The sequence below is a fragment of the Nocardiopsis ansamitocini genome (assembly GCF_030268225.1).
GTDB lineage: Bacteria > Actinomycetota > Actinomycetes > Streptosporangiales > Streptosporangiaceae > Nocardiopsis_D > Nocardiopsis_D ansamitocini.
In genome coordinates this window covers 362,231-383,153 of sequence record NZ_BSQG01000003.1, presented here as the reverse complement: position 1 = coordinate 383,153, position 20,923 = coordinate 362,231, and the positions used below count along the sequence as shown (strand labels likewise).

Below are 20,923 nucleotides of genomic sequence, written 5' to 3'. Positions count from 1 at the left end.
GGGCCGCGGCTCACGAGAACTGTCGTCACTAATGTCTGTACCGGTGTCGCTACTAGCGGCATCGGCTCAAAGTCCTTGTGGCGCGCGCACGTTCCCCGCTCGGGCCCGCGCGAAGGCGGCCCCAACGTGTGCGCTGACGACGGTGGTGGCTGGTTCCGAGGCCGCGTGATCCGCGGCGGACGGGGCGGCTGTCGCACCGGTGACTTCGTCGAGCGGCCCCTGCGCCAGCCTGGTCATCACCAGCGATGACGGCGGCGCGAGGCCGGCAACCTGACAAAGGCCGGTCACCACGTCGTCTGTTCGTAGGGCAGGTGTCGTGTGCCCGACGATCAAGCGAAGTATCGCATATGTGTCTTGTCGCTCTTCTGTGGCGCGCCCGTCACCACAAGGGTATCGAAAGGGTGATCGCGCTTCGAGGCGACTGTGGCCCTTACCTGCGGGCCGCTGCGTCTCGACCCGCTCGACTGCCGTGGACGCGGTCGTCGCGGTCACGGCACCCTTGACGGGAACGCCAGGCAGTCGGGACTGCCTCTCCGATGCTTCCGGACGGTCAGGATGACCGTCCGCCACAGCCTGGACCGCCTCGATGACGTCCATGCCCTCGGGCATGGACGCGTCAAGGTGAACACGCACCTGTTCGGGGTCGCGCGGCTTGGTCGACTCGGGTTCGATGTTCTTCGCCTCACGTGCCGCCCCGGTGGGAACGGCGCCCGCAAGGGGAATCGTGGGGTGAGGCGAGAACCCCGTCGAGAAGGCAGTGGGAACCTGGGGACCGCACATACGGACGGCGTCGCGATCGCTCGCGAGCCACCTCCGGTGGCGCCTGTCGTACTGCACGCGCTGCCGGAAGCCCTGGTATCCGTTGGAGAGCGAAGTGACGCCCTCTGGTGCGGGGGGCAGTTCGGCTCCTTTCCTCCAGCGCTCTCGCAGCCGGGGTCACGTGTCGACTTCCGTGCCCGGCGCGGGAGGTTTCTGTCCACTTCAGCGTACGGTGCGCACCGGGACTCTCGCACCACTGACCCAACCTGACAGAACAGGCCCGCATATTGCGTGCCGGTCGGTCTGCACATTCCTGCTCTTCCCTGTCGCGAACGAGTTGAAAAGCGAACGGACCGATAAGGTCATTCCGGTTTGGTCGCCTCGGCCCCCTATCGGCACGGCGACTGGTCGAGGAACGACCGAGGATTCAGAATTTTTCTTCAAAAAATCCTGATTTCCTGACAACCGTCCGCGGCACCGGGTCGTCTAAGTACGTGTACGGCCCGGCGCGAGCGGGGCGCCGGGCCGTACATCTCTTCGTACGCAGAGTCCTCGCGTATTTTCCTCGGCGGTGTTCCCTCCCGTCCACGCGGACTCCTCCCCCGACCGGCTCCCCTGCCCGTGGTCCTTCGCCGCGGCTCTGGACTCGGCCCGGAGCCCTCACCTGCTGCACCGCCCGGTCGATGCCCTGTCCTCACTCGAATCCGCGGTCCCGGGCATGGATGGCGAGGACCAGACCGATCGCGGCGAGGCCGGCGATCGCAGCGGTTCCCCCGTAGGAGACGAACGGCAGGGGCAGACCGGTGATCGGCATGATCCCGAGGTTCATCCCGATGTTGGTGAAGCATTGGAAGGCCACCCATGCGGCCACCCCCACGCAGACGAGGCGGGCATAGGGCTGCTCGCAGCCCGCGGCGATTCGCAGGACCCGCCAGACCACCACGCCCAGCAGCAGGATGATCGTCAGTCCGCCGACAAATCCCAACTCCTCCCCCGCAACGGTGAAGATGAAGTCCGTGTGCTGCTCGGGGACGAACTTTCCGCTGGTCTGGTCCCCGTTGAACAGGCCCGTGCCGTTGAATCCGCCAGAACCGATGGCGATGATGGCCTGGTTGGCGTTGTAGCCGGCTCCTTGCGGGTCGGCGGTGGGGTCGATGAAGGTGGCGAAGCGGGCCAACTGGTAATCCTTGAGCAGCCCGAACCACCAGACGGCGAAGATCGCCAACAGTCCGGAGAGCAGCATCACCAGGACCCAGCGCAGCGGTGCTCCCGACAGCATGAGGATGCCCAGGTAGATCGCGCCGAGCACCATGGCTGTTCCCAGGTCGGGCTGGGCGAGGATCAAGCCCATCGGCACCGCCAGGGCCACCAGGCTGAACACGACGTCGCGGCCGGTGGGAGCGTGCTCGCCGTCGCGGGGCTCCCCCAACAGCATGGCCGTGCCCAGGATCAACGCGATCTTGGCGATCTCGCCGGGCTGGGCCTGAAAACCGCCGATGACGATCCAGGAGCGGGACCCGTTGATGACCTGCCCCAGGGGTGTGAGCACCAGGGCGAGGCCGATGGCGGCCACCACGAAGATCACGGGAGCGTAGGCATGCGGGGCACGATAGTCGACCGAGGCCACGACCAGGCAGATCAGGAGACCCACGGCAAAGTGCGCGACGTGGCGCTGGGCGAAGTCGGTGAGCCCGCCGGCCTGACCGCTGACCATGGTCGAGGCCCACACCAGAAGCGTGCCGATGACTCCCAGGGCAAGCACCGCGGACAGCAGCACCCAGTCGAGACGGCGCGGCATCCCGTAGGCCACCAGGCGCCCGGCGCGTGTGCCGAGCGTGGGCCGAGCGTGCTTACTCGGGTAGAGCGACATGGTCCGCCTCGCTAGCATCGTGATCGGGGTCAGGGCGCCTGGACGGTGCCGTCCGGCCGGACGGTGGGCAGGCCGGACGGCGGCTCGCCGCCGGGGAGCGCGGGCTTGGGCTGCTTCTGCTCCGCCCCGTCGCGTTCGTCCTGCTCGTCGGACTTGATGTCCACCTCGGTCTTGGCCGGGTCCACCGGCTCCGGGCCGAACCCGTAGATCGCCTCGTAGATCTCACGTGCGACCGGAGCCGCCGCGCTGCCCCCGGTCCCGCCCTGGGAGATGAACACCACGACCGCGAAGCGCGGATCGTCGGCAGGCGCGTAGGAGGCGAACCAGGCCGATTCCCGTTGGCCGACGACGGTCGCCGACCCGGTCTTTCCCGCGATGGCCACCTTGTCCTGGGGGAACCCGCCGAACGCACCCGCGGCCGTCCCCTCCTTGGGCACATCGGCCAACGCGTTGCGCAGATAGGCGAGGGTCGTGTCGGAGACGGGCAGTTCGCCCGCCTCCACCGGAGGAACTTCCTGGACCTGTTTGCCGTCCGCCGAGATGAGCGCTTTCGCGACCCGCGGCTCGTACAGGGTGCCCCCGTTGGCGATCGCCGCGTAGGCGACGGCCATCTGCAGCGGGGTGGCCAGGACGTCGCCCTGGCCGATCGCGAAGTTCGCCGCGTCGCCGGCGCGCCATGTGTAGCCCTCGGTGCAGTTCTCCGTGGCCACCGCCTTGAGGTAGGCGGCATGCTGCGGATCGTCCTGCTCGGGGTAGCCCGACTTCGCCCGCTTGCAGGAATCGTTCCTGGTCGCCTTCCAGTAGTCCTTCTTCCACTGCCGGTCGGGGATACGCCCGGTGACCTCGTTGGGCAGGTCGATTCCCGTGGCGCGGCCGAAGCCGAACCCCCGGGCCATGTCGACCATGGGGTCCTTGGGGTCGCCCACCGGATTGGTACCGCCGTCGGCGAGCCACTGGTCGTAGGCGAACTTGTAGAAGACGGTGTTGCAGGAGACCACGATGGCGCGGTGCAGGCTGAGCGAACCGTACGCACCGCTCTCGTAGTTGCGGAACTCCCGGTTCCCCACGTTCATGGACCCCGGGCAGTCGTAGTTGTCCGTGAGCTTGGCGCCGTTCTCCACGGCCGCCGACAGCGAGGAGACCTTGAAAGCGGAGGCAGGCGGAAACTGCCCCTGAAGCGCCCGGGAGATGAGCGGCTGGCCGGCCTTCTCCGACAGCAGCTTCTCGTAGGTGCTCTGATCGATGCCGCCGTCCCACACACTGGGGTCGTAGGTGGGAACGCTCGCCATAGCGATCAACCGGCCGGTACGCACGTCCAGGACGACCCCCGCCGCTGCGTCCGCCGGGTACCCTGCGCCCTTGGAACGCTCGATGCCCTTGCTCAGTGCCTGTTCGACGGCCTGCTGCACGGTGGCGTCGATACCGGTGACCAGGTGCATACCCGGCTTCGGTACGACCTCCTCGACGACCCCGGTGACGTTGCCCCGGCTGTCCACGGCCAGCTTCCGTACTCCCGCGGTACCGCGCAACTGATCGTCGTAGACGAACTCCAGGCCGTCGCGTCCGACCTGGTCGACCCCGCTGAACTGGGTACGCAGCGTCTCGCGCGCCTCCAGCTCCTCCTGAGTGACCGGCTGGAGGTAGCCGAGCACCTGGGCGGCGCTCTCCTTCTGCGGGTACTCGCGCACGGCGTGCTGTTGCGCGGAGATCCCGGGGAACTCTTCCTTGCGCTCCATGATCTGCAACGCCATCCGGGGTTCGATACCCTCGGCCAGTGTGATCGGCTGATAGGGCGACCCCGGCCAGCAGGGGCGGCTGACCTCAGGGCCGCACAACCGCATCCGCTGGCGCAACTCCTCGAAAGGCGTGTCCAAGACATCGGCGAGACGGGCGAGTACGGCGTCACCGCCGTCCTTCTCCTCGGCCAGGGCATGGAAGTCGGCCGAGACGATGAGCTCGGTGTGATTGCGCACCAGCGGGCGCCCGTTGGAGTCCAGGATCTGACCGCGGGTGGCCGGAATGACGAGGTCCTGGGTCCGGTTGGCCGCGGCAAGGCTCTGGTAGTGCTCGCCCCTGGGGACCTGGAGGTACCAGAGCCGCCCCGCGAGGACCAACAGCAGCGCCAGGGAGAGCGCCTGGGCGATGAACAGTCCGATCCGGCCGGGCCGGTGCCCCCGGCCGGGTCCGGTGACAGGTGGCAGGTTCACAACCGGTTCCTCCCGCTCGCCCAGGAGACGTCTCCCACCGTGATGAGATCATCGGGGACGAGGCTTCGCATCACCCACGAGACCGGGGCGATCACCAGCGGCGAGACGATCATGGTCATGATCACGGAGACGGGAAGGATCGAGGCGACCGCGGCGAGGCTGATGCGCGGGTCGCCCAGCACCACCCCCACGAGGGCGTATCCCAACGAGACTCCGGTGATCGCCGCGGCGGCGACTCCGTAGGGCCACCGCCAGGAACTCGACAGCGGTTCGCGCAGCAGGCCGACCAGGTAGCCGGCGAGACAGAGGACCAGGGCGTAGCGACCGAGCTCGTGATCGGCCGGCGGGGCGACGTCAACGGCGAGGCCCGCGACGAAACCGGAGAGGGCGCCGGCGACGGCGGAGGTGCGCAACGCGACCGCGACGACGGTCAGCACCACCAGGTCGGGAGCGACACCCCAGGGCATCGGGAGCCGGTTGACGACGGTGATCTGCACGATCACTGCGGCCGCGACCAGAAGCCCGGCCAGGAGTCCTCTGTTCATTTGTCGCCTTTGCTGGGATCGTCGGGGAGCACGGAGTCACGCGGATCGGTCTCGGGTGCGGCCACCACCACGCCGACGACGTCGAGCCGGCTGACGTCAACGAACGGGGTGACCAGCGCGGTACGACTGAGCGCACCGGGCGTATCCTCGACGCTTCGGACCTTGCCCACGGGCACCCCCGGAACGAAGGGTGCGCCGTCGTGGGAGCCCAGCGTGACAACGCGATCGCCGGTTTTGACGGTGGCGGTGGCGTCCAGGAGCTCGAAGTTCAGCGGTGCGTCCTCGGTAATGGCGTGCGAGGAGCCGCTGACCACTCCGATCTCCTTGGAACCGGCCATTCGAGCGCCCACCGAGGCAGAACTGTCGGTCAGGAGCAGGACCGTGCTCGTACGGGAGGTGACGTCCATGACCCGCCCCACGAGGCCCTCTCCGTTGATCACCGTCATGTCGGCGGCCACGCCGTCGCGCTCCCCCACGTCCAGCGTGATGGTCTGGGAGTACCCCTGACCGGTGGCCCGGGTCACGGCCTGGGCGGGCACGATCTCGTAGCCCCCCAGTCCGGACAGGGTGAACAGGTCGGCCAGTTCCGCGGATCGGACCCCGTCGGCCTGTAGGGCCTCCACCTCGGCGGCGAGGTCGGCATTGCGCCGCTCCAGGTCCTCGATGTGCCTGGCCGCGCCCGGAGCCCTCGTCAGCGTGGTGTAGAAGCTACTCAGGGGCTCCGCGACGGTCGCCACCGCGCTCGACAGCGGACCGAAGGCGATCGCACCGGCTGCGCGCGCACCGACTCCCACCGGATTGTCCCCGGCACGGGAGTCCAGGACGAGGAGGGCCAGACAGACCGCGAGCAGGATCGCCAGGAGTGTCCGCGCCCGCGGACTGTCGTGGCGCACCGTCAACGCCGCCGTTCCGGGACCAGTACCTGGTTCAGGCGTTCGTAGTTCTCCACGCAGGTACCCGAGCCCAGGGCCACGGAGTCCAGTGCGTTCTCCGCTACGTGGATGGGCATTCCCGTCTCGTGGCGCAGCCGCTCGTCGAGGCCCCTCAACAGTGCGCCGCCGCCGGCCACGGCGATGCCGCGGTCCATGATGTCGCCGGAGAGTTCGGGCGGACACTTGTCGAGTGTGGTGCGCACCGCGTCGATGATGGCGGTGACGGGCTCCTCGATGGCCTCTCTGACGTCGGTGGCGCTGATGACGATGGTCTTGGGCAGGCCGCTGATCAGGTCGCGGCCACGGACCTCTGCGTACAGCTCCTCGCCGCCGTCGGGGTAAGCCGAACCGATGGCGACCTTGAGCTCCTCGGCGGTGCGCTCCCCCACCATCAGGGAGTGCTCCTTCTTGATGAAGGTCATGATGGCTTCGTCGAGCTCGTCACCGCCCACCCGGATGGACTGGGAGATGACGATGCCCCCCATGGAGATCACCGCGACCTCGGTGGTGCCGCCCCCGATGTCGACGATCATGTTGCCGGTGGGCTCGTGGACCGGGAGGCCGGCCCCGATGGCTGCGGCCATCGGTTCTTCGATGATGAAGACGCGGCGCGCGCCGGCCTGGTATCCCGCCTCCTTCACCGCTCGGTGTTCCACCGAGGTGATGCCGCTGGGTACTGCGACGATGATGCGCGGCTTGGCGAAGTGGCGGCGGCGATGGATCTTCTGGATGAAGTAGCGCAGCATACGCTCGGTGATCTCGAAATCCGCGATCACACCGTCCTTGAGGGGACGCACCGCGGTGATGTTGCCCGGTGTGCGTCCGATCATCTGCTTGGCGTCGGTGCCGACAGCGACGATCCTGCCGGTGGAGGTGTTGAGTGCCACCACCGAGGGTTCGTTGAGGACGATGCCCCGGCCGCGGACGTACACCAGGGTGTTGGCGGTACCGAGATCAACCGCCATGTCCCGGCCGAGAAAAGCAAGGTTATTGGTCATGAAACGTCCTCAGCGGCGCCAAAAGGGATGCGGCTCACCCGAGACGGTTGATACAGCTCTGATCCGTCGCGAATGGGGATCGGAATACTCGTATCGTAACGCTAGGGAGTCGCATGATTACACAAACGCGCCGATCTTTACAGCACAGAGAACGCGAAAAGGGCCAGGCGTGACCCAGCCGGCTAACCGTCCGAATCTCGCCTGACCCTGCTGAAGAGTGGTACTACCCCAGGTCGGGGAAGAAAAGCTTGATCTCGCGCTCCGCGGAGTAGGTGGAGTCCGAGCCGTGCACGATGTTGGCCTGAACCTCCAGGGCGAAGTCGCCGCGGATGGTGCCGGGACTGGCCGCGACCGGGTCGGTCGCCCCCGCCAGCGCGCGGAACGCCTCGACGGAGCGCTCGCCCTCGACGACCATCGCCACGAGCGGGCCACCGGTGATGAACTCGACCAGGGAGGGGAAGAAGGGACGGGCCGCGTGCTCCTCGTAGTGCGTCTTCGCGGTGTCGGCGTCCAGGGTGCGCAGCTCCAGCGCGACGATCTTGAGTCCCTTGCGCTCGATGCGGGAGATGACGTCGCCGATGATGTTGCGTCGCACTCCATCGGGCTTGATCAGGACAAGGGTGCGCTCCACGGTGATTCTCTCCTCGGCATATTGCACTGTTCGAAAATTCGCCGCCGGTTTGCACCCCACCGGGATGGGGAGGTTTTTACCTTTGGCCGTGCGCAACCCTACCGGTTCGCCTCCCCCTGCCCGGCCGAATCGGGACATCGACCAGGTGGCAGCCCTTCCGGGTCAGACGTCCTGGGATGCCTCGTACTCGGCACGGGCCCTCTCGTACTCGGCCTTCATCGCATCGGTCCTGCGTCCGAGAACGACTCCGGCGATCCACAGGGCCGCGAAGACCAGCCCTGCGAAGGGCAACCCCGGAACCGCGAAACTACTGACCACCATCGCGACCTGGAGCACGCACGCCAGATAGAACGCCCAGCGCATCCGTTGCAGAGCGGCCAGCACCAGAGCCGCCAGCGCGAGGCCGCCCCACACCCCTCCGGCGAAACCCGGGGAGAGGCCGCCCAGCTGAATGGCGACCGGGATGGCCAGACCCAGGACGATTGCCTCGAAAACAAGGAGAACAGCACAGATCGTTCGCACGGTCAGTCCCTCTTCAACAGGTGGGTGGCGTCGCCCGCCGTGATGACCGAACCGGTGACGAGCACACCCGCGCCGCTGAGCTCACCGGTCTCTTCCGCAAGGGCGACGGCCTGGTCGATCGCGTCGTCCAGCCGCTCGGCCAGGTGGACCCGGTCGGGCCCGAAGACCTCCTCGGCCAAGGCGAGGAGCCGAGCAGGCTCCATACTGCGCTCGGAGGAGTTCCGGGTGATCACGACCTCGGCCAGCAGCGGCTCCAGGGGTTCCAGAATGCCCTCGGCGTCCTTGTCGGCCACGATGGCCAGCACGCCCACGAGCCGGCTGAAGGAGAACGCCTCGGTGAGCGTTTCGGCGGTGGCGGCCATCCCGGCAGGATTGTGCGCCGCATCCACCAGGATCGTGGGACTGCGTCGCACAACCTCCATCCGCCCCGGTGAGGACACGGACGCCAGGGCGGTGCGGACCAGGTCGGGGTCGAGACTGTCGTCGCCCTCGGCGGGGGCCGCGAACGCCTCCACCGCGGCTACCGCGACGGCGGCGTTGCCTGCCTGATAGGCACCGAACAGAGGAAGGAAGATCCCTTCGTATCCGGCACGCAGGCCCTTCAGGGAAAGCTGCTGACCGCCCACCGCGATGTCGCGGTGGGCGACCCCGAACTCCAGTCCTTCGCGGGCGACCTGGGCACCGACCTCAGCGGCGTGGCGCAGCAGCACTTCCGCTGCCTCGACCGGCTGCTGGGCCAGGACCGCGACCGAGTCGGCCTTGATGATCCCCGCCTTCTCGACGGCGATGTCGGCGACGGTGTCACCGAGGTAGGAGGCGTGGTCGATGGAGATGGGCGTGATCACGGCGACGTCGGCCTGGATGACGTTGGTGGCGTCCCATGCTCCCCCCATGCCGACCTCGACGACAGCGACGTCCACCGGGGCGTCCGCGAAAGCCGCGTAGGCCATGCCCACCAGCACCTCGAAGAAGGACATTCGCACGTCATGGGCAGCGTCGACCATCTCGACATAGGGCATGACGTCGTCGAAGACGGCCACGAACCCTTCCTCGGAGATGGGTTCGCCGTCGATGACGATGCGTTCGCGCATGCTGGTCAGGTGCGGGCTGGTGAAGCGTCCGACGCGCAGCCGGCGCTCACGCAACAGCCCGTCGATCATCCTCGCGGTTGAGGTCTTGCCGTTGGTACCGGTCACGTGCACGGCACGGTAGTTGCGCTGCGGCTGGCCCAGCAGGTCCATGAGCGCGGTGATGCGTTCCAGGGTCGGATGGATGATCGACTCGCCGGCGCGGTCCAGGATCGCGGCTTCGGCGGCGCGGTATTCAGGGCTTGAGATCACTGGCTTCTTCAAGGTCACGGTGGGTGCGGATGCAGCCCCGAGTCTAGGTGCTCTGCCCCGCGCCACGCGGGCAGGCCCCGCCCCTGGCGCATTGCGCCTGGGACGGGGCCTGGTCAGCGGTGGTCGCCCCGACAGCGAGGGCCGGACCGGGCGCCGATTTAGTACTTCGTCTGGTTCTGGGGGTTGAACTCGTCGTGGGTGACGGCCTCCGCCCCGTTGAGACGCGGGTCGTCGACCTTGAGCACGTCGAAACCCTGCCCCATGTCGTTGGAGTAGATGTAGCCGTTGTAGTAGTAGGCCGACCAGGTTCCGCTGCCCAGTGACTGGTTGGTGAGCGGGTTGCGCTCGAAGAACCCGATCTCGGTGGCCTTGCGGGGGTTGTTGAAGTCGATGATCGACACGCCGCCCTGGTACCAGGACTGCACGAAGAAGTCCTTGCCCTTGACCGGGATCAGCGAGCCGTTGTGGGCGACGCAGTTCTGGTTGGGCTCCTGGTGACGCGGGATCTTGAAGTACCCGTCGAACTTGAGGCGGATGTCGCCCTTGCCGTGGTCGTTGATGTGACCGTTGAGGCGGTAGAAACCGTTGGCCCCGTGGGTGTCGCCGACGCTTTCCAGGCAGGTGGCCGCGCCGCCTCCACCGAGTTCGTCGGTGAAGAGGACCTTCTTGCCGTCGTTGCTGAAGGTCGCGGAGTGCCAGAAGGCGAAGTTCTCGTCGTCGCGGATCCGCTCGACGACCGTGGGGTTCGCGGGGTCGGCGATGTTGAGGATGATGCCGTCGCCCATGCAGGCCCCGGCAGCGATGTTCAGCTCGACGAAGGCGGTGATGTCGTGGCAGCCGGTCGTGGCCGAGACCCGGTTGCCGTTGGGGGCGGTGCCACCGGGGTTGCCGCCGTCGGGGAACAGGACGGGCTCGTTGACGACGGCCGCCGCACTCGGGTTGTCCACCGGGACCTCGATGACGGAGATCTTGTCGTGCGGCGGCTGGCAGTTGGGGAAGCGCGCGGAGGGCGAGTAGGAGGAGACGTAGACGTAGTCGGTCGTGCCGTCCTTGCTCGGGACCAGCGTGTTGGTGTGCGAGCCGCAGTCGGTGCGCACGGCGGCCACGTACTCGGGGTTGGCCTTGTCGGCGATGTCGAAGATACGGATTCCCTCGAACCCGTTGGGGTCGTCCACTCCCACGGCAGGGCTGCCACAGTTCTCGTCGGCGCGGGGATAGTCGACGGAGAAGTAGAGCAGGTCGCCACTGACCGACACGTCGCCCTGGCCGCCCTGGCACAGAACCTGGGTCACGATGACCGGGCTTTCGGGCTCGCTGATGTCGTAGATGGTGAAGCCGTCGTAGTTGCCGCCGATGGCGTAGTCACCGGTGAACGCGAGGTCGCTGTTGTTGTTGGTCAGCGCCTGGGTCTTGGGGATGTTGGCGATGTGCTCAACATTGTCGCTGGTCACGATCTCAGCGATCGGGGGTTCGGGGCTTGCTGAGGCCGTTGCCGGAACGAGGGCCCCGGCAAGGGCGAGAGCAGCGACCCCGGCCAGCGCTCCGACCCGAAATCGCGCGGGCCGTCTCGTGGACGGTTTGGGGGACACCGGCATGATGACTCCTGTTCAACGCACGCCGAAATTAGCGCAAAGATAGCCAACGGGCACCTGCCGTGAATAGATGACTGAAATCGCACAAAAATGACAGAACGTAGTTGCCGCAGGTCATGGGATGACCACACGCCGTAAAATTTTCTTTATCCCAATCACACACTGGACAAGAAGCAGGGTCTTGCGTAGACAGTCCGCAACAAGGCAGTTGAACTGGCGACGAGGAGCAACCGGTGCGACGAGGGCTGACGGCCGCGATAGGCGCGGCGGTACTAGGGCTGTCCTGTGTTGCCTGCACAAACGGTGGAACAGCCGCTGACGCACCGCCGGTCCTGGCCCCGGGCGCGCCGGGCGAGTCCGCCTCCCCCGCCACCGAGGAGCAGTTGGCCGCGGCCCAGGACGGCAACGGGCACAACGAGGCCGACGTCACCTACATGGTCAAGATGATCATGCACCACGAGCAGGCGGTGGAGATGGCCGACCTGGTGCCCGACCGGGTGGAGAACGCGAAGATCCGTGCGCTGTCGGACCGGATCGACGTCGCCCAGCAGGGTGAGTTGACCATCATGGAGGAATGGCTGGACGTCAACGTCTACCAGCCGGCCCGTCGGAACCCGGCGCACCAGAACTACTGCGGGCTCGGCGGCGACCACCACGGCGACGAGGCCGGCTGCGTGGAACTGGACACCGATCATTCGGACATGCCCGGCATGGCCACTCCCGAGCAGATGGCGGAGCTGGAGTCCGCGTCGGGCGCAGCGTTCGACGAACTGTTCGTGAAACTGATGGTGACTCACCACGAGGGCGGAATCACCATGGCCGAAGACGCGATGATCGACGGCCGGCACTCCCAGGTTCTTCAGATGGCCAACGATCTCATCACCGACCAGAGCCTGGAGATCGAACGTCTGGAGTCGGCCCTCCAGAACTGAGGAGCGGCGCCCCCGCACACAAGCCGTCAGCGGCGACCGGTCCGGTGGCCGCTTTTTGTTCCTCCGGTGCAGAACGGACCGCCGCGGTCATGTCCCGCGACCACCGCGACACCGGAGACGGGAAAACACGTGGGGAGCGCCGCCGGTTCGTCCGGCGGACTCCCCACGGGGCGAAGAGGCGCTAGGCGCTCTTCTCCTCCCGCTCGTCGGCGATCTGCGCACGCGGCACAATCGTCGGGTAGACGTGCTCCATGACGGCCTCACGGGTGATGATCACCTGCGCGACGTCCTCCCTGCTGGGCACCTCGTACATCACCGAGAGCAGGACCTCCTCGATGATGGCGCGCAGGCCACGCGCACCGGTGGCGCGGATGATGGCCTGCTCGGCAATGGCGTCGAGGGCGTCCGGGCTGAACTCCAGCTCCACGTTGTCGAGCTCGAACAACCGCTGGTACTGCTTGACCAACGCGTTGCGCGGCTCGGTGAGGATCTGGATCAGCGCGGCGCGATCGAGGTTGTGCACGCTGGTGATGACCGGGAGACGACCGACGAACTCCGGGATCATCCCGAACTTGAGCAGGTCCTCGGGCATGATCTCGCCGAAGCGGTCGCTGGACTCCATCTCCTGCTTGGAGCGCAGGATGGCGTTGAAGCCCATGCCCTGCTTGCCCACGCGTGCCTCGATAAGGTTCTCCAGACCCGCGAACGCCCCTCCACAGATGAACAGCACGTTCGTGGTGTCGATCTGGATGAACTCCTGGTGCGGGTGCTTGCGGCCGCCCTGCGGGGGCACGCTCGCCGTGGTTCCCTCCAGTATCTTCAGCAGCGCCTGCTGCACACCCTCGCCCGAGACGTCCCGGGTGATCGAGGGGTTCTCGCTCTTGCGCGCGACCTTGTCGACCTCATCGATGTAGATGATGCCGGTCTCGGCCTTCTTGACGTCGTAGTCGGCGGCCTGGATCAGCTTGAGCAGAATGTTCTCGACGTCCTCGCCCACGTAGCCGGCCTCGGTCAAGGCGGTGGCGTCGGCGATGGCGAAGGGGACGTTGAGAATCTTGGCCAGAGTCTGGGCCAGCAGGGTCTTGCCGGAACCGGTGGGTCCCAGGAGCAGAATGTTGGACTTGGCGATCTCGATGTCCTCGTCACGAGGGCGATCGCCCTCGGACTGCACCCGCTTGTAGTGGTTGTAGACCGCGACCGACAGGGCCTTCTTGGCCTGCTCCTGACCGATCACGTAGGAGTCGAGAAACTCGTAGATCTCGCGCGGCTTCGGCAGGCTGTCCCACTTGAGCTCGGTAGCATCCGCGAGCTCTTCCTCGATGATCTCGTTGCACAGGTCAATGCATTCATCGCAGATGTACACACCGGGGCCCGCGATGAGCTTCTTCACCTGCTTCTGGCTCTTGCCGCAGAACGAGCACTTCAGCAGGTCTCCACCGTCGCCGATGCGTGCCACCCAGCTACTCCTTAAAACGTAGGCCACCCCGTCTCGCGGTCCATCCCCACCCAAACGGGGCTGGAACATCCCAGCGGGCTTCCGGCGTGATTCTGACGAGACGGCCGGCGAGCCCGTGTTACGAGCAGGCTACCGATTTTCAGGATAAGCGCTCGGCACCCGGCGATTAACGGTGTGGTCTGTGCGTCGTTCACACGAGCCTAAGCGAAGAAGCGGGCCGGCTTCACCTCGCACGGTCGCACCGCACGGGCTCGACCGGCCCATCTTCTCATCACACCTGGTCGTAGGCCAGAGCCTACTTCAACGAGCCCTTGCGGTAAGGGAGTACGTCGTCGATGATGCCGTACTCCTTTGCTTCCTCCGCGGTGAGGATTTTGTCGCGCTCGATGTCGCGGGAGACCTGCTCGACGCTGCGCCCGGTGTGGCGCGCCAGCGTGGTCTCCAGCTGGGTCCGAATGCGCATGATCTCGTTGGCCATGATCTCGATGTCGCTGGCCTGGCCGTGCGACCCCTCGGTGGCCGGCTGGTGGATCATGATCCGCGCGTTGGGCAGCGCGGTGCGCTTGCCCTTTGTTCCGCCGGCGAGCAGAACGGCTGCGGCGGAGGCGGCCTGCCCCACGCACACCGTCTGGATGTCGGGGCGCACGAACTGCATGGTGTCGTAGATCGCCATCAGCGAGGTGAACGACCCCCCGGGCGAGTTGATGTACATCTGGATGTCACGATCGCCGTCGATGTGCTCCAGCGTCATCAGCTGCGCGATGATGTCATTCGCCGAGGTGTCGTCGATCTGGACGCCGACGAAGATGATCCGCTCTTCGAACAGCTTGTTGTAGGGGTTCATCTCCTTGACGCCATACGTCGTGCGCTCGACGTATGAGGGGAGGACGTAGCGACTCTGCGGAGCCGCCGGGGCCATCCCAGCGCCGTAAGGGCTGATGTCGTACTCGGTCATTACCTGGCCTTCCACACTGCGCCTGTCCACAAAGGGGCTGATGGGTGGGGCGTGTTATGCCCCGCTGCCCGTGACGTCGAGGGTGTCCGACAGCACCTCGTCGATGAAGCCGTACTGACGGGCTTCCTCGGCGGTGAACCAGCGGTCCCGGTCTGCGTCCTTCTCGATCTGCTCCACCGTCTGACCGGTGTGCATCGAGATGCGCTCCAGGAACATCTTCTTCACGTAGATCAGCTGGTCGGCCAGGATGCGGATGTCGGAGGCAGTACCACCGATCCCGCCCGAGGGCTGGTGCATCATGACCCGGGTGTGCGGCAGCGCATAGCGCTTGCCCGGCGCACCGGAGCACAACAGCATCTGACCCATGGAAGCGGCCAGGCCCATGCCGACGGTACGAACGTCGTTGGGGATGTACTGCATGACGTCGTAGATCGCCATGCCTGCGGTCACTGAACCGCCGGGCGAGTTGATGTAAAGCGTGATGTCTCGCTGGCGGTCCTCGGCAGACAGCAGCAGTAGCTCGCCCACGATGCGATTTGCGATGTCGTCATCGACCTGTTGGCCGAGGACGACGATGCGCTGACGCAGCAGACGCTGCGACGTTTGATCGAACATCGAGGGAACGGGCGACTCTGCCGTACGGGCATCGATTCGCATGGACTCATTTTCGGTCGGCGGCACTCTCGTCACCTGCTCCGGAATCGAAACGGTTGCGACGCTTGCGACACTAACGCGCCTGACCGTCCAGCTCGCACCGTTCACGGCCCTGTTCGCTTTGAGCGCAGGTGAGCCCCGCGGCGACCTGGGTGTTAAGCGCCCGGCGAAACGCGCGCGGGCCCCGCGCCCCGGTCGATGTCAGACCGGGGCGCGGAGCCCGTGTGCTATTGGATCCCGAGTGGGACAGCGGCTATGCCTTGTCCGCCTTCTCCGTGTCGTCCGCCTCCGCGGCAGTGGCCTCGGTGGCCTCGGCGGCCTCGACCTCAGTGGCCTCGACGGTGATCGTCTCGGTCTCCTCGTCGGCGGTCTCGACGGTGTCCTGGGCAACAACGTTGCCTGACTCGTCGGTGACCTTGGCCTTGGCCACGACCAGGTTCATGGCCTTGGCGCGCACGACCTCGGTGTAGGCGACCCGGATCTGGTTCGACTGCACGAGGTGCTGGGCGAGCTGGTCGGGCGAGACCCCCATGCGCTGGGCCTGGTCGACGACGTACTGGCTCAGCTCGTCGTTGTCAGCGGCCAGCTCCTCCTGGAGGGCCAGCTGGTCCAGGACGAATCCGGCCTTGACAGCACTGTTGGCGCCCTTGGTGAGCTCGGCCTCGAACTCCTCCTCCGTCTGGCCCTGGGCCTCGAAGTAGGCGTCCTTGGTCAGCCCGCTCTGGGAAAGCTGCTGCTCCAGACTCTGGCGGCGGCGGTCGATCTCCTCGGTGATCACGCTCTCGGGGAGCGGGATGTCCACGGATTCGACGAGCTTGTCCAGGGCGCGGTCGCGGGCCTGGGCGAGCTGCTGGTAGCGGCGGGACTCCCCGAGGCGCGTGACGGCGTCGGCGCGCAGCTCCTCGATGGTGTCGAACTCGCTGGCGAGCTGAGCGAACTCGTCGTCGAGCTCCGGGAGCTCCTTGACCTTCACACTGTGCAGGGTGACGGTGACGTCGGCGTCCTTGCCCTCGTAGTCACCGCCGACCAGCTTGGTGGAGAAGGTGGTGGTGCCACCGGCCTCCAGGCCGATGAGCGCCTCGTCGAGACCCTCAAGCATGGTGTTGGTGCCGATCTCGTAAGAGATCCCGCTGGCCTGGACGTCGTCGAGCTTCTCACCGTCGATGGCGGCGGAGAGGTCGATGGAGACGTGGTCGCCGTCCTGCGCGGGACGCTCGGCCCCGGTCAGGGTGGCGAAGCGCTGGCGCAGGCTGTCCAGCTGCTCGTCGACCTGCTCGTCGGTGACCTCGGCGTCGTCGACGGTGACCTCGAGGCCCTCGTAGTCGGAGACCTCGAACTTGGGACGGACGTCGACCTCTGCGGTAAAGGACAGCTGGTCGCCGTCCTCCAGCTTGGTGATCTCCACGTCGGGCTGGCCCAGTGCGAAGACGTCTTCCTTCTGGACGGCTTCGTTGTAGAGCTCGGGAACCGCGTGGTTGACCGCTTCGCTGATCACCGCGCCGCGGCCGACGTAGCGGTCGATGAGCCGGGCCGGCGCCTTACCGGGGCGGAAGCCCTTGATCCGGACCTGCTTGGCGAGCGACTTGTATGTCACGTCGAAGGCGTGCTCGAGCTCCTCGAAAGGAACTTCGATGGTCAGCTTGACCCGGGTCGGGCTCAGCTCCTCGACATCGGTCTTCACGGGGCGGTACTCCTAGGTTTCCGGCTGTTTTCCGGTACGACCCGGCGGGTGGCACGGCTGAATCGACACAACGCGACGAAGCGGTGTCCGGCGCGGCGCCGACCGGCGGGGGCGTCACTTGGGGACTGTCTAGAGTCTCCTGCGTGATTCTCTTACTGATCACGCTCAGTCTAGGGCAGGTACGAAGGGGTTGACGGCAGCACCGGGCCTGGGCGCGTACGCGCCCAGACGGCACCGTCGAACCATCTCGTCGGGGAGGCGGGATTCGAACCCGCGGCCTCATGCTCCCAAAGCATGCGCGCTAACCAAGCTGCGCTACTCCCCGCAAACTTTCGCGGTGACAGCACTGACCGAGCGTCAATGCGTCACTCACACCGAAGAGACGGTAATGTGTTCTCCGTCGGCTCCACGAGTCTAGAGGAAACTCGAAGGGCCTGATGACACGCGGGTGTAGTTCAATGGTAGAACTCCAGCCTTCCAAGCTGGTCGTGCGGGTTCGATTCCCGTCACCCGCTCCACGCGTAGAAGGGCCAGGCCAGGGGATACGCTCCCCCGCCCTGGTCCTTCTCTCATTCACCACCCATGTCCCGACGTGTGCCACATACGTGCCACAGAGGTCGTGATTTCGAGTTTTTCAGCGACGTGTTCAGGCCGGAGGCGGCTCCTGGCCGTCCTCGTCGTCTCCGATCCGGTCGGCACGCGCACGGTCGAGTTCGCGTGCGGCCCGCTCCCTCAGTTTGTCGGCCAGTGCACGGGCCCGGTCATCGCGCGCGTGCTGGAGTGGCCCATCCGGTTCATCGAACGTGTGCTCGCCGCGCACCGCACCGACGGCGCTGGCACCGAACACCTCTTCCGCGACGGCACGCGCGGTTTCCGGCCCGGCTCGTAGTCCGGCGGTGAACATTTCTCGTTCGGCTGCCGGAGTACGCACCGCGAACGCCGTCTTCCTACCCACCGGTTGTCCCTTCCGCCGCCCGACCCGTGCGTCGGTGTCCGGACAACGGTAGGAGTACGCGGTGACACCGGCGGGAACAGTGGCGGCGCGTCCCCCCTGCGCTTCCGCCTGAAGGTATCTTCGACAACGAGCCGATACTTGCGATAGGTGGGAAATGACGGGAACCGAGCCGGAGCAGGGGACCGCGCACTCGCTGGCGCTGGACTGGTTCGCACGCCCCACACCGGTCGAACCGCCGGCGATCGTGACCGGCGCCTTCGACATCCTGCACGTGGGGCACGTGCGCTACCTCAGGAGCGTGCGCGAACGCGGTGCACCGCTGTTGGTGGGCGTGGAATCCGACGAGCGGGTACGCGCGTGGAAGGGGCCGACCCGGCCGCTGAATCCGGCCGAGGAGCGAGCCGAGATGCTCGCGGCCCTGACGTGCGTGGACGGAGTGTTCGTCGTCTCCGGCCCTCCCTCCGCGACTAGCTGGGAACACTACGCGAACCTGCTGGGCCCCCTGCATCCCGCCGCGCTCGCCTTCACCGAGGGAGATCCCTACTCCGAGGCGAAACGGCGTGGCGCGCACGCCCTGAACGCCGCCGCCTGGGAACTGCCCCTGACCCTCGGGCGCTCCACCAGCGCGACCCTGGGCCAGTTGGCGCGCTCGCTGTGACACCGGTCGACAACTCGCTCTCCCCCGCCACGATGCGGGCCGCGCGCGACGGCGCAGGTTGCGCGGTCCGGAACCGAACCGTCCGGGCATAGCACCCTTCACCTCGCGTGTCCTGCTCGGGCGCGGGTCGGTCCCGGGAAGAGGCCGGCCTGGTCGCGTGTTGAACTGTTTCGACGCGGAGCACCGCTCTGGGGCCGGACCCGCATCCGGCTCCCGTTCTCGGCTGCCTTTTGTACGGCCGTTCCCTGCCCGAGCGGAGCCGCGTCTCTATTCTTTTGGGCGAAGGGCCAGGTGGCGAGCATGATGGGTGGTGGCCCGACCTCGGTTAGGGGGTTGGTCAACGACGGGACCGCCAAAAGCGCGTCGGTGCGTCCCGGGACTGCGCGGCGCATCGTCGCCTACGCGCGTCCGCACTGGAAACGGATTCTGCTGTACCTGCTGGTGGCGTCGGTGAGTTCCAGCATCATCGTGGCCAATCCGCTGCTCCTCAAAGCGATCATCGACCGTGGGATCGGCAACGACGACCCCACCCTGGTGACCTGGTTGGCACTGGCCGTAGCGGCCCTCGCCTTGCTGGAGACGGCACTGGGGCTGGTCGGACGATGGCTGTCCGCGCGGATCGGCGAAGGCGTCATCTACCTGCTGCGTACCCAGGTGTTCACCCAGGTGCAGCGGATGCCGCTGGCGTTCTTCACCCGGACCCAGACCGGTTCCCTGATCAGCAGGCTCAACACCGACGTAGTGGGGGCGCAGAAAGCCATCACGTCGGTACTGCAGTCGGTGCTGTCCAACGTGATCAGCGCCCTGGCGGTACTGAGCACCATGCTGGTGCTCTCGTGGCAGATCACCCTGGCCGCACTGGTCGCCGTTCCGCTGTTCGTCCTGCCTGCCCGGTGGATCGGACGCAAGCTGGCGACGGTGTCGCGCGAGGGCATGAACCTCAACGCCGAGATGAGCTCGCTGATGACCGAGCGGTTCAACGTCGGTGGCGCGATGCTGGTCAAACTGTACGGACGTCCCGAAGAGGAAAGCGCGTCCTTCGCGCATCAGGCGGGCAGGGTCCGCGAGGTGGGAGTGACCCAGGCGGTCTACGGCGGCCTGCTGTTCTCGATGATCGGCCTGATCACGGCGCTGGCCACCGCGATGGTCTACGGCATCGGCGGCAACCTGGTGGTCTCGAATGCCTTCGACCTGGGCACCCTGGTGGCACTCGCCACTCTGCTGACCAGGCTCTACGGGCCGCTCACCTCTCTGTCCAACGTGCAGGTGGACGTGATGACCGCACTGGTGAGCTTCGACCGGGTCTTCGAGATCCTGGACCTGAAGCCGATGATCGACGAACACCCGGCCGCGATGCGGTTGCCTGAGGGCCCGCGGTCGGTGGAGTTCGACCAGGTCTCCTTCCGCTACCCGGGGTCCGAGGAATCCTCGTTGCAGTCGCTCGAACTGCTTCCGCAGCCCGAGAACACCGATGACGCCCAAGTGCTGAGCGGGGTGACCTTCACCGCCCCCGCGGGCTCGCTGGTCGCGCTGGTGGGCCCCTCCGGAGCCGGAAAGACGACCCTGACCCACCTGGTGACCCGCCTCTACGACCCCACCGAGGGCACGGTGCGAATCGGTGGGGTCGACCTGCGCGAAGCCAGCATGGACTCACTTCGCGAGGGGGTGGGCGTGGTCACCCAGGACACCCAGCTCTTCCACGACACCATCGGCGCCAACTTGCGCTACGCCCGGCCCGAGGCATCCGATGAGGACTTGGCCGAGGCGATGCGGTCCGCCCAGTTGGGCACGCTTTTGGACCTGCTTCCCGACGGTATGAACACGATGGTGGGCGATCGCGGCTACCGCCTCTCCGGGGGCGAGAAGCAGCGTCTGGCGATCGCGCGGCTACTGCTCAAGGCGCCGTCCGTCGTGGTGCTGGACGAGGCGACCGCGCATCTGGACTCCGAATCCGAGGCCGCGGTCCAGGAGGCGCTGGCGACCGCGTTGGCCGGACGCACGTCTCTGGTCATCGCCCACCGGTTGGCCACTGTCCGCGAAGCCGACCTGATCCTGGTGCTGGAGGACGGCCGCATCCTGGAGCGCGGCACCCACGAGGACCTCTTGGAGCAGGGTGGCCTCTACACCGCGTTGTACCGGACGCAGTTCGCCCCGCAGGCCAGGCACTAGAGGGGCTCTTCCTCTCCGATCCCCTCCTGGGAGGCACGGCGCGGCCTCCCAGAAGGGGACGCTGCCA

Annotated in this window: 18 protein-coding genes and 2 tRNA genes; 4 read left to right on the top strand and 16 right to left on the bottom strand. The window is 66.7% G+C overall.

Annotated elements, in window-relative coordinates; all coding sequences use genetic code 11:
* Positions 1-66 precede the first annotated feature (66 nt).
* The 10 genes from QSJ59_RS11415 to QSJ59_RS11370 all read right to left on the bottom strand — a co-directional run bounded on the left by QSJ59_RS11415 (position 67) and on the right by QSJ59_RS11370 (position 11,399).
* Positions 67-837: a DUF2344 domain-containing protein gene (locus tag QSJ59_RS11415; RefSeq protein ID WP_285759286.1), complete on the bottom strand. Its 771-nt coding sequence runs from the start codon at positions 835-837 to the stop codon at positions 67-69.
* A 616-nt stretch (positions 838-1,453) separates the two neighbouring features.
* Positions 1,454-2,629 carry a rod shape-determining protein RodA gene (gene rodA / locus QSJ59_RS11410; protein WP_432707467.1) on the bottom strand — a complete coding sequence of 392 codons (1,176 nt, stop codon included), beginning with the start codon at positions 2,627-2,629 and terminating at the stop codon, positions 1,454-1,456.
* 29 nt (positions 2,630-2,658) lie between these two features.
* On the bottom strand, positions 2,659-4,836 hold the full coding sequence (mrdA, locus tag QSJ59_RS11405) for a penicillin-binding protein 2 (RefSeq protein WP_285759284.1): 2,178 nt from the start codon (positions 4,834-4,836) through the stop codon (positions 2,659-2,661).
* A complete protein-coding gene (gene mreD / locus QSJ59_RS11400) occupies positions 4,833-5,381 on the bottom strand; it encodes a rod shape-determining protein MreD (protein ID WP_285759283.1) in 549 nt (182 codons plus the stop codon). The genes mrdA and mreD overlap by 4 nt, the downstream gene beginning before the upstream one ends.
* Positions 5,378-6,274, bottom strand: a complete 897-nt coding sequence (gene mreC, locus QSJ59_RS11395) for a rod shape-determining protein MreC (protein ID WP_285759282.1) — start codon at positions 6,272-6,274, stop codon at positions 5,378-5,380. The genes mreD and mreC overlap by 4 nt, the downstream gene beginning before the upstream one ends.
* 2 nt (positions 6,275-6,276) lie before the next feature.
* Entirely contained in the window at positions 6,277-7,311 is a 1,035-nt protein-coding gene (locus tag QSJ59_RS11390; protein ID WP_285759281.1) for a rod shape-determining protein, read from the bottom strand.
* A 223-nt stretch (positions 7,312-7,534) separates the two neighbouring features.
* Complete coding sequence (gene ndk, locus QSJ59_RS11385) at positions 7,535-7,942, bottom strand: nucleoside-diphosphate kinase (protein WP_285759279.1); 408 nt, start codon at positions 7,940-7,942, stop codon at positions 7,535-7,537.
* 162 nt (positions 7,943-8,104) lie between these two features.
* Positions 8,105-8,464, bottom strand: coding sequence for a DUF4233 domain-containing protein (locus tag QSJ59_RS11380; RefSeq protein WP_285759278.1), 360 nt, complete (start codon positions 8,462-8,464; stop codon positions 8,105-8,107).
* A gap of 2 nt (positions 8,465-8,466) precedes the next feature.
* On the bottom strand, positions 8,467-9,801 hold the full coding sequence (locus QSJ59_RS11375) for a bifunctional folylpolyglutamate synthase/dihydrofolate synthase (RefSeq protein WP_432707473.1): 1,335 nt from the start codon (positions 9,799-9,801) through the stop codon (positions 8,467-8,469).
* Between the two features lie 161 nt (positions 9,802-9,962).
* The gene (locus QSJ59_RS11370) at positions 9,963-11,399 is read right to left on the bottom strand and encodes an LVIVD repeat-containing protein (protein WP_285759275.1); all 1,437 of its coding nucleotides are present in this window, start codon (positions 11,397-11,399) and stop codon (positions 9,963-9,965) included.
* Between the two features lie 230 nt (positions 11,400-11,629).
* On the opposite strand from QSJ59_RS11370, the gene QSJ59_RS11365 reads away from it, so the two are divergent.
* On the top strand, positions 11,630-12,328 hold the full coding sequence (locus QSJ59_RS11365; RefSeq protein WP_285759274.1) for a DUF305 domain-containing protein: 699 nt from the start codon (positions 11,630-11,632) through the stop codon (positions 12,326-12,328).
* 181 nt (positions 12,329-12,509) lie between these two features.
* Here the strand turns inward: QSJ59_RS11365 and clpX are convergent, their stop codons facing one another.
* From clpX to QSJ59_RS11340, 5 genes are all read right to left on the bottom strand, one after another.
* Positions 12,510-13,784, bottom strand: a complete 1,275-nt coding sequence (gene clpX, locus QSJ59_RS11360; RefSeq protein ID WP_285759273.1) for an ATP-dependent Clp protease ATP-binding subunit ClpX — start codon at positions 13,782-13,784, stop codon at positions 12,510-12,512.
* Positions 13,785-14,079: 295 nt separating this feature from the next.
* Entirely contained in the window at positions 14,080-14,739 is a 660-nt protein-coding gene (locus QSJ59_RS11355) for an ATP-dependent Clp protease proteolytic subunit (RefSeq protein ID WP_285759272.1), read from the bottom strand.
* A gap of 54 nt (positions 14,740-14,793) precedes the next feature.
* Positions 14,794-15,396 (bottom strand): ClpP family protease, encoded by a 603-nt coding sequence (locus QSJ59_RS11350; protein WP_285759271.1) that lies wholly within the window; start codon positions 15,394-15,396, stop codon positions 14,794-14,796.
* A 250-nt stretch (positions 15,397-15,646) separates the two neighbouring features.
* Positions 15,647-17,074, bottom strand: coding sequence for a trigger factor (gene tig, locus QSJ59_RS11345; protein WP_285759269.1), 1,428 nt, complete (start codon positions 17,072-17,074; stop codon positions 15,647-15,649).
* A 250-nt stretch (positions 17,075-17,324) separates the two neighbouring features.
* A tRNA-Pro gene (locus tag QSJ59_RS11340) sits at positions 17,325-17,399 on the bottom strand.
* A 119-nt stretch (positions 17,400-17,518) separates the two neighbouring features.
* Between QSJ59_RS11340 and QSJ59_RS11335 the strand changes: the two genes are divergently transcribed.
* Positions 17,519-17,592 (top strand) — tRNA-Gly (locus tag QSJ59_RS11335).
* A gap of 128 nt (positions 17,593-17,720) precedes the next feature.
* Here QSJ59_RS11335 and QSJ59_RS11330 read toward each other — a convergent pair.
* Entirely contained in the window at positions 17,721-18,029 is a 309-nt protein-coding gene (locus tag QSJ59_RS11330; protein ID WP_285759268.1) for a hypothetical protein, read from the bottom strand.
* Between the two features lie 154 nt (positions 18,030-18,183).
* Here QSJ59_RS11330 and QSJ59_RS11325 point away from each other — a divergent pair, with 154 nt between their 5' ends.
* The gene (locus QSJ59_RS11325) at positions 18,184-18,687 is read left to right on the top strand and encodes an adenylyltransferase/cytidyltransferase family protein (RefSeq protein WP_285759267.1); all 504 of its coding nucleotides are present in this window, start codon (positions 18,184-18,186) and stop codon (positions 18,685-18,687) included.
* 300 nt (positions 18,688-18,987) lie between these two features.
* A complete protein-coding gene (locus QSJ59_RS11320) occupies positions 18,988-20,856 on the top strand; it encodes an ABC transporter ATP-binding protein (protein WP_285759266.1) in 1,869 nt (622 codons plus the stop codon).
* Positions 20,857-20,923: the final 67 nt, after the last annotated feature.